The organism is Corynebacterium sp. KPL4015 (genome assembly GCF_040225725.1).
Classification (GTDB): domain Bacteria; phylum Actinomycetota; class Actinomycetes; order Mycobacteriales; family Mycobacteriaceae; genus Corynebacterium; species Corynebacterium rhinophilum.
The window spans coordinates 11751-24101 of the sequence record NZ_JBEHGF010000023.1 but is presented as its reverse complement, the minus strand read 5'-3'; the positions used below and the strand labels follow the sequence as shown (position 1 = coordinate 24101).

Genomic DNA, 12351 nt, shown 5'->3' with positions numbered 1-12351 from the left:
AGTTTACTCCAAGTCATCGTGGGCCACCAAGCGGCGGGCGGCCTCGGTGATGGTGCCGGACAGCGATGGGTAGACCGCGAAAGAATCTGCCAACTGGTTCACCGTGAGCTGGTTGGTCACCGCCATTGCAATGGGCAGGATGAGCTCGGAGGCGGTCGGCGCGACGATGACGCCACCGATCACGCGGCCGGAGGTAGCGCGGCAGAATAGCTTGACGAAACCGTGCTGCAGCGAGCGCATCTTCGCGCGCGGGTTGGTATTCAGCGGCATAGTAATGGCGCGGGCGGCGACCTCACCGGCCTCGATTTCGGCCTGGGTAAAGCCCACCGCCGCGATCTCCGGGCGGGTAAAGACCGCGTTAGCCACGGTCTTCAGGCGCAGCGGCGAGACGCCTTCACCGAGCGCGTGGTACATCGCCACACGGCCCTGCATTGCGGCCACGGAGGCAAGCGGGAAGAGATCGGAGCAGTCACCGGCGGCGTAGATGCCGGCAATATTGGTGCGCGAGACGCGGTCTACCTGGATGTGCCCAGACTTCGCGGTCTCCACGCCCACATTTTCCAGCTTCAAATCCTTGGTATTCGGGACGGAACCAATGGACATAATGACGTGCGAGCCGTGGATCTCGCGGCCATCCTGCGTGGTGACCAGCACGTTGCCGTCCTCGGTGCGGTTAACGGTTTCCACGCGGCAGTTCTTTTCCAGCTCCACGCCGCGCTCGCTCAGCACGGTTTCGAGGACGTCGGCGGCATCGGCATCATCGTGCGGCAAAATGCGATCGCGCGAGGCCACCATCGTGACCTTGACACCCAGCTCGGCAAAGGCGGATACGAACTCCGCACCGGTGACACCGGAACCCACCACAATCAGGTGCTCCGGCAGCTCGGTGAGGTTATAAACTTGCTGCCAGGTCAGGATGCGCTCGCCATCCGGCTGGGCGCCGGGCAAAATACGCGGGGTGGCGCCGGTAGCCACCAAAACGAGGTCTGCATCCAGCGTCTCCTCGTGGCCGTCCTCATTGAAAACCGCGGTGACCTTGTGCCCACCAAACGCATCGGCCTGCTGATCCTCCGGGAAGTGCGCGCGGCCATCGATAACGCGGGCACCCAGGGAATCCATGGTATTGCGGATATCACCGGATTGCTTAGCCGCCAAGTCCTGCACGCGCTGGTTCAGCGCGCTGATGGAAAGCTGTGCCTTGCCGATGCCCTCGTTCAGCTCCATGTCATCCGCGCGGCGCAAGTCCGTTTTAATATTAGCGCCGGCAATAAAAGACTTGGAGGGAACACAGTCCAAGACCACGCTATTGCCGCCCATGCCTTGGTCTTCGATGATGGTGATTTCCGCGCCGTACTTGGCGCCAGCCAGCGCTGCCTCGTAGCCCGCCGGGCCACCGCCGATGATGACAATTCGCTTGGTCTGGTTCAACACGCAATTGCTCCTTTATAGGCTCCACTTTTAAAGTCGCCTACGAGTCTAACCCGTAGGTAACCCCAGCGCGTTAGTCCGCCTGCGCATTCTCCCCCATAAATTGCTCGACGACGGCCCCGAAAAGCTTAATGCCCACACCAATCGCCCGCTCATCCACGATGAGATCGCCCATGTGCAGATCGTGCTGCTCCCCCTCACCGGACCAGCAACCAAGGCGCGCCATGGAACCGGGTACCTTTTCCAAATACCAGGAAAAGTCCTCCCCGCCGGAAGACTGCGGGGCCTGAACCACGGCTTGCGGGTCGATGGACTGTGCGGCAGAAGCGAGCATGGCGGTAGCCACGTCATCGTTAAGCACCGGCGGCACGCCGCGGTTATAAGACAATTCATGTTCTACCCCCACCGGCGCGAGGATCTGATCCACTAACTCCGCGAAAAGTTCCTGCATCTGGCGCCAGATGGTGATATCGGCGGTGCGCATCGTGCCGGTCAGCATGCCGGTTTCCGGAATAGCGTTGGGGGCGTAGCCAGAATTGACCTGGCCAAAGACCAATACCGTGCCGGTGCGCGGGTCAACGCGGCGCGACAGCAGCGCCGGCAGCTCTGTAATAACCTTGCCCAGCGCATAGACCACATCCGCGGAAAGGTGCGGGCGCGAGGTATGCCCGCCCGGGCCTTTAATCTTGAGCTCCACCACGTCCGTTGCGGAGGTTATCGCCCCGGCGCGGATGCCAATGCGCCCCACGCGCAGCTTCGGCTCGGCGTGGATGGCGAAGATGGAATGCACGCCTTCTAACGCACCCCAAGAAATAACGTCGGTGGCCCCGCCGACCCACACTTCTTCCGCCGGCTGGAAGATGACGCGAACGCCCAGCTTTAGCTCATTAACCCGCTGAAAATCCGCCAGCGCGCAGGCCAAACCGAGCGCCACGGTGGTATGTACGTCGTGGCCGCACGCGTGCATGGTCCCGGGCTTCTCAGAAGTAAACTCCAGCCCTGTTACCTCCGTGATGGGCAGGGCATCGATATCGGCGCGGAAGGCCAGGCGGCCAAGCTCCGTGTCTGGGCCGATATCCACCATGAGACCAGTGTGCGGGAAACGCTGCGGCTCAAGCCCGTAATCCGCAAGGATATTCGCGATGTAATTGGTGGTTTCCACCTCTTGGTTCGCCGTTTCCGGATTGCGGTGGATATGGCGCCGCCACGCGATGACCTCCGCACGGTGAGCATCGAACCACTCGTTAATAAACTCCGAGATCACGCGCACGCCTCCCTGTTGCTGGACTATCTCTTGGAGGCAGTCTACAACTAGACCATGCGGTTCAGTAAGTCAGGGTGGTTAGCCCCGCGCATTACTAAAGCGCCGCTGGTTGATGTAGTCCTGCGGAAAGGGCGCGACATCTTCTACCCCGAGCACGGCGGAGTCTGCCAAGTGGCCCTCCACCACGTCCCCGCCGGCCGGCAAGAGGACCGCCGGCGGGATTTCTAAAGCCAGCGCCAGCTTGTACACCGTGGATAATTGCGGGTCTGCCATGGTGTGTAGGCCATTTTCATTGCGTTCCAAGTTGGAAATCTGGCTGCGCGATACCCCCGAAATATCCGCAAGCACTTGCTGGGATACCCCACGCCGCTCGCGCACGCGGCGCAGTTGTTGCGAAAATCCGTAGCCGTAGCTCGACCACATTAGTTGAATAAAACTCACGATCTTTTTCCCCCTTTTTGAAAGCCACCTTCGGGCTTTCAGGGAGAAATACTAGCTTAAAGATCGATATTGCGCGGCCCGTAGAGGCGATCGCCAGCATCGCCAAGCCCCGGCACGATATAGGCATCCGCATTGAGCTCGGGGTCAATGGCGGCGGTGACGAGGCGGACGGGAAGGCCCGATTCCTCCAGCGCATCCACGCCATTTTGCGCCGAGACCATGCAGATAGCGGTGATATCGGTAGCGCCGCGGGCGGCCAGGAGGCGCAACGCGTGCAACAAGGAACCGCCGGTGGCCAGCATGGGATCAACGACGAAGACGGTGCGCCCAGTCAGGTCTTGCGGCAGCGCCTCCAAGTACGGCACGGGTTCGTGGGTTTCTTCATCGCGCGCCATACCAATGAAGCCAACCTGAGCATCAGGAATCATCGACAGGGCGGGATCCACCATGCCGAGCCCGGCGCGAATAATGGGCACGATGATGGGCGGATCCTGCAGGCGGGTGCCTTGTGCTGTGGCAACCGGGGTTTCGCAATCGAAGTTTTCTACCGCCAATTCGCGGGAGGCTTCATATACGAGCATGGTTCCCAAGTCATTGAGCGCGGCGCGAAAAGCGGAGTTATCGCTGCGCGCATCGCGCATCAGGGTCAGGCGGGAAGCGGCAAGCGGGTGGTCTACGACGTGGATATCCATGCCCACTACTTTAAACTTTTTGGGAACCACTTGGGCCATTGGCCAGTCCAATAGGGCATGAGACCATTTCAGATCGATACCGCCCACGCCCGCCATTTAGCCCGTGACCTGCATTCAAACGCGCAAGGAGACAACCCGCCCCACCCGGCATTGCCCGAAGATCCGGCCTTTACCGGGTTCAATGAGGCCGTCCATGCTGCCTTGGACAATATTGGGGCGCGGATGACCATGCTGCGCCGCGATATGAGCCATATTGCGCAGTCTTCCTTCCAGATGTCGCGCGAGGCGGAAGACTCCGATGCGGCGTTGCGCGACTTACTCGGGGCGGCGATATAAGTGCTTGCTACTGCCATTAAAAATATTGCCGCGCTGCAGCCCTCGCCGCTTCCCGATGTCCAGCTTCCCCGCGTCCCAGATCTCTCCGCCGTACCGCCACTTGCGGATATCGCGCACGGTGACGCCTCCCAACTTATCGCCGCCGCGGATCTCCTCACCGGCGATAACGAGACCATCTCCGCAGTACTTAACCAGGCCCGCGGCCTCGTTACGGCGGCTGCCGGCGATATCTTTGGCATCGGCACGCGGCTCATCCAGGCCGCTGCGCCAATCGCGATGGGATTAATCTCCCTCGATCCCGCCTCCCGCGCCGCGGCCCTTGCCTCGCTTCGCACCGTGATAGACGAGCACATTGGCTTGGCGATGGCCCGGGTCAACCGCCTGAAAGACGAGCTCACCAACGCCGCCGCGGCCCTGTTGCCCATCTCCCAGCGGCCGGTCGAATCGGCCGTGGGCCAGCCCCAGCAGGCCACGGCTGCCGCGGCGACGCACACGGCCCTGGCTCCTCCAGCAGAACTGGCCCCTGCTCCCGCGCCAGGCCCGACGGCGGGTACAGAAGCCGGCTCGGATGCAGGCCGGGCGGCCGTTGCCGCGGCGAAAAGCCAATTGGGCCAGCCCTATACCTGGGGCGGAACCGGCAATGGCGGTTTTGATTGTTCGGGGCTTACCCAATGGGCCTATTCCCAGGCGGGAGTGGATATTCCGCGCACGGCGGACCAGCAGGCCATCGGCAAGCCGGTCAGCGCTGACCAACTCCAGCCCGGCGATCTGGTGGTTTGGGATGGCCATGTGGCGATGTATTCCGGCAATGGCGAGATCGTGGAGGCCGGCGACCCCGTGCAGACCAACCCGCTGCGGACGAATAATATGGGCATGCAATTTAAGGGCTTTTGGCGGCCGACTGCCTGACAAGCGCCCGGCAATTCCGCGGGGCCGCAGGGGCGTTGGGTATGCTAAAAGGCCATGAGTACCCGTGCGATTGTGCCTATTAAGCTCTCCCTAACTGAGGGCGATTTTTATACCCTCTGGGCGCCCAAGTGGCGCGAAGGCGGCTCCGAATGGCAAGCCTTTTTGGGCGACGATGACTCCGTCTTGGTCTTTGACTCCCCCGCTGAGCTGCTGTGCTACCTGGAGTCCGATGCCAAGCATGACCTGCTAGATCACCCGCAGTGGGAACAATTTGCCGCCCGCCCAGCGCACCGCGTTACCCCAGCCAAGCGCGATGAATACGATCTGATTGGTATGCCGGAAGCCCTCGCTGGCCGCCCCAGCCACGCCAATGTCGCAACCGTGGCGCGCAACCTCGAGGTGGCATCTGCGCTTGCCGATGTCGCCGCTGCCGAACAAACCACCATCTTCTTCGCCACCCACTCCATCCTGCGCAACGTCTCCCGCGGCGCCGATCACTACTCCGGCGAGCAGGGGCTGAATGAGTGGACCGGCGTCGGACGGGTCATCTTGACTAATTGGAAGAAGGTCATCGCGGATTTGGATAAAAGCGTCCGCGTCGTTCCTAGCGATGAATTCGATGCCTCCGCTATCTCCGATGCCGAAACCCGCATCTCCGAGGCCGCGGACGCCGCCGACGCTGCCGCCAAGGAAGCTGAAGAAAAGCGTAAGGCCGCGGCGGAAGCCGCCGACCCTTATGACGAGTCCCCTTGGGCCGCCGCCGGAATCGACCCGATTAAAATCACCGCACAGTCCAAGTCCGTCTACACGCTGCGCACCTACTTGGACGGCAAGCCCATCTTCTTAGGCAAATGGGGCGAAATCTTTACCTTCGATTCCTCCAAGACGCTGGTGCGGTGGCTCATCGATAATGATGACCACGACTTGGCGCGCGTATCCACCTGGCAGGACGTTGTCACAGCCGCCAATGCCGGTGAACTCGAGGTCCAAGTCCACCCGGATAACCAGTATTCCTTTAATGGCATCGTGCGCGATATTGAAAAAGGACCGGAAGCGGTCGACTCCGACCAACTAGCCCGCTGCTACGAGGTCTGCGCCGATGCCGCGGACTGGGCCGGGGACGATTCCATTAACTCCTATATGCTGTCGAACCCACGCTTGCAGGACTACCTCGGCTACATGCTCGGTTCCACCGAGCACGCAGGCTACGTCCCATCGAAGCCGTATAACGAGCATGCGGAGTCCTGGAAGGGCCTTGAGAACATGCTAATTAAGCGTTTTTCCCGCTTTTGAGTTTTTACTCTGCCCTGCGGACTACCGGCTCTAGCTACCTCAGCTGCCGGGAGCCGGTGCTAACAGAAGACCGCCCCGGTCCAACCACTCCTCACAGTGGAGCGTGGACTGGGGCGGTTGCTGCATTTTCACCTACACCTCATTCCGCATCAAGTGCGGCTAGAGGTGGGAGCCGAGGTGCTCGATAAGATCTCCCAGCATTCTGCGCGATTGGGGCGCGCGCGGGCGTACCTGATCGAAGCCGTGATAGGCACCTGCATACACATCAAGTGTGGTCTCGACTCCGGCGTCCTGCAGTGCGGTAGTAAAGGCCACGGATTCATCATGAAAAAGATCGATGTCTCCCACGCCGATCCACGTGGGCGGCATCCCCGAGTGATCCGAACGCGCCGCCGGCGATGCATACGGTGGCAGCGGGGTTTCTAAATGGTCCTTTCCTAAGTACATATCCCAGGCGCCGCGATTTAAGTTCGGCGGACAAATAAACTGCCCCACCGCACCCTCTTTAGCAATGGTGCGGTGATCAAGCATTGGATAGACCAATCCAAGCGCTCGAATGGAATGACCTTCATCCACCGTGCGTTGGGCGAGGCCAGCGGCCAAGCCGCCGCCGGCGCTATCACCAGCGACCGCAATGCGCGAAGTATCCGCGCCTAGCAGCTCGCCGTTTTCCTGCATCCAGCGCAAAGCGGCATAGCACTCTTCCAGATCCGCAGGAAAAGGTTCCTGCGTGGATTTGTGATAGCGCGGTGCGATGACGATGGCCCCCAGCTCCGATGCGATGAGCGAAGTTTGGGGATCATGCATCGCAGGACCACCGAGCAGGTGACCTCCGCCGTGAATCCACATCACCACGGGACGTTGCTCGGCTGACGCTCCATCTTCGGGTGGAGTAATAACGCGGGCACGGAATGGTTGGTCTTTAAAAGAACAAGATAGCTCTTCGATATCCACCGGACGCCACTTCGGGCGTGCCACGTCCATATTGGCAAATAGCCTGCTCGTTCGAGCAAATCGATCGCCCGAGAGCAGGTGCAGCGGCAGGTACAGTAATGGGCTGCGAAGCTCGGGTGCAACGCTGCGCAGATAAGGACGACGGCTCTTTATATATGCCGCCGCCCCTACTACCGCGCTACCTGCAGCGAGAGCTTTCAGCACCCGCATTAAAAGTCGCGCAGGATGCGCTGTGCCAAAGGCTCAGAGGATGCCGGGTTCTGGCCAGTGTAGAGGTTGCGGTCAACCTCAACATAAGGCTGCATCGGGTCGGTCTGCTTGAAATCAGCGCCGAGCTCGCGCAGGCGGGTCTCAACAACCCACTTGGCGGCGGCGATGGTCTCCTCGCCCTCTTCGGCGTTGGTAAAGCCGGTCATGGTGTAGCCCTTAAGCGGCCAGTTGTCATTGTCCAGCGCGAGCAATGCAGCCGGTGCGTGACAGACCAGGGATAGCGCGCGGCCGGAGTCGATGCGCGCCTGCAGCAGCTTGGCGGAGTCCTGGTCATAAGCTAAGTCCTCCATCGGGCCGTGGCCGCCGGGGTAAAAGACAAGGTCGTAATCGGCTTCCTTAACATCGGCCAGGTTCAGTGGGTCTTCCAGATCTGGACCGATTTCTGCGAGGTAGTTCTCCTGCTCGGCGCGGTCGCCCTCAGACAATACCTCGAGGCTATACTCGTCTACCACGGGTGCCTTTGCGTTCGGCGTAGCAAAGTCGATATCCCAACCAGCGTTCTTAAACACGCGGTGCGGAGCGATGAGCTCCTCGGCCCAGTAACCGGTAGGACGGGCGCTGCCATCAGCCAGCGTCCACTTATCAGCGGCGGTAACAACGAATAGTGCGGAAGGCATGTCTTCCTCCTTTATGTAGATTAAGTATCTATTACTCTTCGGAAGCGTTGTCATTCAGGTTCATTGAGAACCCGGAATCTTGGAGCGACTCCTCAGTATCGGGGCCGGCAAGTTCCGGATCGGAGAGGTCCTCGTAGGCCGGAAGGACAACGGTCTCAAGGATACGCTGCCTTGTCTCTTCGGTGTCGAAAATATTTTCAATCGCCTTTACGGTGAGATCGAAAAACTCCTCCAAGCCGTATCCAAAGGTCTCACTCAAGGCGAGAAATTGCCTGCTCAGCGTGGAATCGCCGGAGGAGACCGAGCAGGTAAAGCCAAGCTGCTGCAACAGCGGCAGCGGATGATCCGTCAGTTCCTCAACGTCGTCCACGGGCGAAAATACCAATGGAATGTGTCGGTCGCGGATCCATCCGGAGGCCTTGCCCGGGCGGATTCCATCGACATCGGCGGTGAAATCATCGATCATATTCACCGGGCGCAGCAAGCGGTTGACGCCGGCCTGCGCCGCGCTTTCGGTATCGGCGAAATCCTCGCCCACCGCGGTCTGGGTAGGCAGGTACTTCGCGCGGAATTCCGCCGCTGCGGCAGCGCTACCTTCCGGCAGGGTGTAGCCCGCAACGCCCGCAGTGTCCTCGGCATTAGCCGCCGGCTCTGCTGCCTCGAGGACAAACCGAACCTCAAGGTCGCCGAAGCGTTCTGCGGCCACCTCGCGTACGACCGCTGACGTATCGAAAGAATAAGCCGCGGGGTTGAGCTGCAGCTCGGCGTAGACCACGTGGTCATCGGCAAGCTGGGCACACTGCTCGCGAATATCCGCGTTCAATTCTTCTGCGGTGCTGGCCTGCGAGCGGACCGGCTCCCACAGGGATACCTTAGGAAGTTGTTCCACCACGCTCTCGGCGGAATCCTTATTTTCGGGGCTAATTAATGGTGCATCGTGCATGCGCACCATCGTAGGTATCTGCCCGAAGTTGCGCCATGCCCGCGTTCTACTTGCGCGGTTTCCTCTTTACCACTTCTGCGTTTGCGAGATCGTCGTGCGAGCCGCGCAGGTTGTTTTCCTCATTAATGGTGGTCGCGTGCACCACCGCGCCCACCAAGCCCACCAATTGCCCGATACCAGGAATCAGGTTAATTAGGCGCCACCACTGGCGCTTGGCGGACTGGCTGAGGCTGAGCTTTTCCTTCGTATCCACATCCCGCACGGTATAGCCGGCAAGAATCTTTGCCGGGCTAGCTCCCAACCAAACTTCGCTGCCCAGAACGTAGACCACCATGACGATGCAGAAAACGACAAAGGACAGGGCGTCTACATCCACGAGCTCGTCAACACCCGCGCCAAACGCACTGCTGATGCTACCGGCCAAGAAGAAATCCAAGATGCCCATGCCAATGCGCGTGCTTTGCGAAGGCCGTTCCTGTGCCTGTTGTTGGAAGGGCACCGGCGGGGCAGCGAACGACGGCGACATCTGCTGCTGCGATGATGCGTGCTGACCAAATGGGTTTTGCGCGTACGGGGAGCTATATGGGCTGGGCTGGGCAAAACCCGGCGCCTGCTCCGGACCACCCTGCGGTTGATCGTGGAAGCTTTTCTGCGAGCGCGGTGCCGGAGACCACTGCCCCACCGAACTCAGCGTGCCGAGATCGCCCCACGTCGGGCGAAGGCCGGTGCGCAATGCTTCATCATATTCGGCCCTCTTTTTCGCCGAGCCCAAGATGCTGGCCGCTATGCGTAGCTGTACGCGCCGCGGCTCATCGGAGTTATATCCTTGCTGCCCGAGCTTGATATCTTTTGCTTCCAATAAAACGGAAAGCTCATCCTCGCCACCACTGCGGTCGAGGTCCCACTTTTCGTAGAAGTCTGGGGCAATATCATCGGCGTTCATAGTGTCCTATCTTAAAGGTAAAGAGCGCGGCAATCCTCACCCGTAGGGAGGATTTTTATTTCCGGCGGAAAAGCTTCGCCACACCCACGGCCGCAGCGCCCAGCGCCGCGCCCACGCCGAAGACCGCACCTGCTGGTGCGCCCTCACGTACCTCGTTGCGCACGCGAATAACGGCAGGTTCTGGAACCGGCGGGTGCGCGTACTTCAGGGATTCTGCGGTCGTCGCAGTCCATGCGGAAATATAAAGCACCACGCGCCACACCAAGTACATGACGATCATCAGGACGATGACCGGACCAAAGACCGCGCCGGCCGGACTGCCGGTGGCAGAGGACATGATCACTGTGGACAGCTGCTTGATGGCCTCGAACGCCACCGCACCGATGGCGGCGCCGGTAAAGCCGGACTTCTTAGGCACCTTCGTGCGCGGCAGGATCATAATCAGCCACCACATGACGATGAAGTTGGCGATAAGGCCCAGCAACAAGCCACTGAAGAAGAAGACATAGCCCATGCCCGGGAAGGATTCGATGCCTAAGAGGTCAAACACCTTTTGCGTCAGGCCGGAGGAACCAGCAGCGGTCACACCGAAGGCGACGACAAAGGCGATGATCAGGCCGATAAGCCCCAGAAGGTCCGAGAACTTCTTTTTCAGGAAGGAGCCGCCGTCATTGGCATCGATGCCCCACATGGCAGAAATGCCGATGCGCAGGTGATTCATCCACCCCAGTCCGGACCACAGGGTGGTCAAACCACCAATACCGAACATGGCACCGCGCTGGTCGATGGCCGTATCCAAGATCTCATTGACCGATTCGCTGAGATTCCCGTCAATGGAGTCCGTGATATAGGACTGAAGATCATTGAGCAGGTCTTCGCGGTTAGCAAGGACAGCGGCGATGGTGGCCACCAGCAGCATCGCCAACGGGAAGATGGACAGGACCGAGTAATAGGTAATGCCAGCAGAAAACTGGTTGCCACCCTCTGCGGCATAGCGCTCCTGCATGCGCATGAGATGGTCAACAAAGGGCGACTTGCGCCGGACTTTATCTATCGCCCCCGGGTCATCGGCGTTCGCGCGCTCGATGCCGTAGTGGTCCGTCTTCTTAGAGGAGGATTGCGTGGTGGTGGACACGTGCTTCCCTTCTTGTTCGCACAGCGTTTATCCCGTATAGCGTAGCTGGCAAATACCCACTTGTCCCTCGGTGGGGTGGGTTAAGGGGTACCTACTACCTGCGCGGGCGGGGAAGGAAGCCAACTTTTTCATAGACGGCATCGACAAGCGGCTGCGCTACTTCCTGTGCGGTCTGGGCGCCGCGCTCCAAGATGCGCTCCAGTTCGCCGCGATCCGCCATGAGCTCGTCATAGCGCTGCTTGAGCGGCGTGGTGAAGGCCTCGAGTGCCTCCGCGGTATCCACCTTCAGGTGACCGTAGCCCTGGCCGGCGTACTTCTCCACCAAGGAGTCGATGGACTCACCAGTCAGCGCGGACTGGATGACCAGCAGGTTCGATACGCCCGGCTGGTTTTCCCGGTCAAAGTTGACGGTACCCAGGTCATCGGTCACGGCGGACTTGATGCGCTTGGCAGAGGTCTTCGGGGCGTCGAGCAGGTTGACCAGGCCCTTGGGGTTGGGGCCGGACTTAGACATCTTGGACGTCGGGTCCTGCAGGTCATAGATCTTCGCCGCGCCCTCCGGAATGAATGGTTCCGGCACGTGGAAAGTCTCGCCGTACTTGTTATTGAAGCGCTCTGCCAGATTGCGGGTGAGCTCCAAGTGCTGGCGTTGATCCTCGCCCACCGGCACGCAATCCGGCGAGTACAGCAGGATATCGGCAGCCATCAGGATGGGGTAGGTAAAAAGGCCCACCGAGGTGCGATCGGCGCCGCGCTTGGCGGATTTATCCTTGAACTGCGTCATGCGGGAGGCCTCACCGAAGCCGGTCAGGCACTGGAATACCCAGGTCAGCTCCGCATGGGCGGGCACGTGGGACTGGACGAAGAGGGTGGACTTCTCCGGGTCGATGCCCAGCGCGATGAGCTGTGCTGCACCGGCCATGGTGCGGTTGCGCAGTTCCTCCGGATTCTGCTCCACGGTAATCGCGTGCAGATCCGGGATGAAGTAAAAGGCGTCGTAGCCTTCCTGCAAGTCGATCCACTGCTTGAGCGCTCCCAGGTAATTTCCCAAATGATAGGAATCAGCGGTGGGCTGAATGCCGGAAAGTACGCGGGATGCGGAATTAGATGCAGTGGAATCAGTCAT

At 60.3% G+C, this 12351-nt stretch carries 13 protein-coding genes; 3 read left to right on the top strand and 10 right to left on the bottom strand.

Annotation, left to right across the window (positions count from 1 at the left end):
• Positions 1-3: 3 nt before the first annotated feature.
• From ABRP64_RS08915 to upp, 4 genes are all read right to left on the bottom strand, one after another.
• On the bottom strand, positions 4-1431 hold the full coding sequence (locus ABRP64_RS08915; RefSeq protein WP_005281545.1) for an NAD(P)H-quinone dehydrogenase: 1428 nt from the start codon (positions 1429-1431) through the stop codon (positions 4-6).
• Between the two features lie 70 nt (positions 1432-1501).
• A complete protein-coding gene (locus tag ABRP64_RS08910) occupies positions 1502-2692 on the bottom strand; it encodes a M20 family metallopeptidase (RefSeq protein ID WP_349866209.1) in 1191 nt (396 codons plus the stop codon).
• Between the two features lie 78 nt (positions 2693-2770).
• Positions 2771-3133: a helix-turn-helix domain-containing protein gene (locus tag ABRP64_RS08905; protein WP_005281543.1), complete on the bottom strand. Its 363-nt coding sequence runs from the start codon at positions 3131-3133 to the stop codon at positions 2771-2773.
• Between the two features lie 56 nt (positions 3134-3189).
• Positions 3190-3825 carry a uracil phosphoribosyltransferase gene (upp, locus tag ABRP64_RS08900; protein ID WP_284770107.1) on the bottom strand — a complete coding sequence of 212 codons (636 nt, stop codon included), beginning with the start codon at positions 3823-3825 and terminating at the stop codon, positions 3190-3192.
• Positions 3826-3882: 57 nt separating this feature from the next.
• On the opposite strand from upp, the gene ABRP64_RS08895 reads away from it, so the two are divergent.
• From ABRP64_RS08895 to ABRP64_RS08885, 3 genes are read left to right on the top strand one after another with little or no spacing between them, the layout of a single operon-like run.
• A complete protein-coding gene (locus ABRP64_RS08895) occupies positions 3883-4161 on the top strand; it encodes a chemotaxis protein (RefSeq protein WP_349866191.1) in 279 nt (92 codons plus the stop codon).
• A complete protein-coding gene (locus ABRP64_RS08890) occupies positions 4162-5070 on the top strand; it encodes a C40 family peptidase (protein WP_349866190.1) in 909 nt (302 codons plus the stop codon).
• Between the two features lie 54 nt (positions 5071-5124).
• Positions 5125-6363 carry a SatS C-terminal domain-containing protein gene (locus tag ABRP64_RS08885; RefSeq protein ID WP_284852083.1) on the top strand — a complete coding sequence of 413 codons (1239 nt, stop codon included), beginning with the start codon at positions 5125-5127 and terminating at the stop codon, positions 6361-6363.
• 159 nt (positions 6364-6522) lie between these two features.
• Here ABRP64_RS08885 and ABRP64_RS08880 read toward each other — a convergent pair whose 3' ends face one another.
• The 6 genes from ABRP64_RS08880 to trpS all read right to left on the bottom strand — a co-directional run bounded on the left by ABRP64_RS08880 (position 6523) and on the right by trpS (position 12351).
• Positions 6523-7347 carry an alpha/beta hydrolase fold domain-containing protein gene (locus ABRP64_RS08880; protein ID WP_349866188.1) on the bottom strand — a complete coding sequence of 275 codons (825 nt, stop codon included), beginning with the start codon at positions 7345-7347 and terminating at the stop codon, positions 6523-6525.
• 179 nt (positions 7348-7526) lie between these two features.
• Positions 7527-8204, bottom strand: coding sequence for a type 1 glutamine amidotransferase domain-containing protein (locus ABRP64_RS08875; RefSeq protein WP_023030183.1), 678 nt, complete (start codon positions 8202-8204; stop codon positions 7527-7529).
• Between the two features lie 31 nt (positions 8205-8235).
• Positions 8236-9156 (bottom strand): adenosine deaminase, encoded by a 921-nt coding sequence (locus ABRP64_RS08870; RefSeq protein WP_349866187.1) that lies wholly within the window; start codon positions 9154-9156, stop codon positions 8236-8238.
• A gap of 37 nt (positions 9157-9193) precedes the next feature.
• Positions 9194-10090: an RDD family protein gene (locus ABRP64_RS08865; protein WP_349866185.1), complete on the bottom strand. Its 897-nt coding sequence runs from the start codon at positions 10088-10090 to the stop codon at positions 9194-9196.
• Between the two features lie 55 nt (positions 10091-10145).
• Positions 10146-11225, bottom strand: a complete 1080-nt coding sequence (locus ABRP64_RS08860) for a YhjD/YihY/BrkB family envelope integrity protein (RefSeq protein ID WP_284784437.1) — start codon at positions 11223-11225, stop codon at positions 10146-10148.
• Between the two features lie 94 nt (positions 11226-11319).
• The gene (gene trpS / locus ABRP64_RS08855) at positions 11320-12351 is read right to left on the bottom strand and encodes a tryptophan--tRNA ligase (protein WP_349866183.1); all 1032 of its coding nucleotides are present in this window, start codon (positions 12349-12351) and stop codon (positions 11320-11322) included.

What these genes read in the sequence shown, in the direction of transcription:
- upp (WP_284770107.1), bottom strand. Translation starts at nt 3,825, where the DNA reads ATGGATATCCACGTCGTAGACCACCCGCTTGCCGCTTCCCGCCTGACC.
- ABRP64_RS08895 (WP_349866191.1), top strand. Translation starts at nt 3,883, where the DNA reads ATGAGACCATTTCAGATCGATACCGCCCACGCCCGCCATTTAGCCCGT.
- ABRP64_RS08885 (WP_284852083.1), top strand. Translation starts at nt 5,125, where the DNA reads ATGAGTACCCGTGCGATTGTGCCTATTAAGCTCTCCCTAACTGAGGGC.
- ABRP64_RS08880 (WP_349866188.1), bottom strand. Translation starts at nt 7,347, where the DNA reads ATGGACGTGGCACGCCCGAAGTGGCGTCCGGTGGATATCGAAGAGCTA.
- ABRP64_RS08875 (WP_023030183.1), bottom strand. Translation starts at nt 8,204, where the DNA reads ATGCCTTCCGCACTATTCGTTGTTACCGCCGCTGATAAGTGGACGCTG.
- ABRP64_RS08870 (WP_349866187.1), bottom strand. Translation starts at nt 9,156, where the DNA reads ATGGTGCGCATGCACGATGCACCATTAATTAGCCCCGAAAATAAGGAT.
- ABRP64_RS08865 (WP_349866185.1), bottom strand. Translation starts at nt 10,090, where the DNA reads ATGAACGCCGATGATATTGCCCCAGACTTCTACGAAAAGTGGGACCTC.
- trpS (WP_349866183.1), bottom strand. Translation starts at nt 12,351, where the DNA reads ATGACTGATTCCACTGCATCTAATTCCGCATCCCGCGTACTTTCCGGC.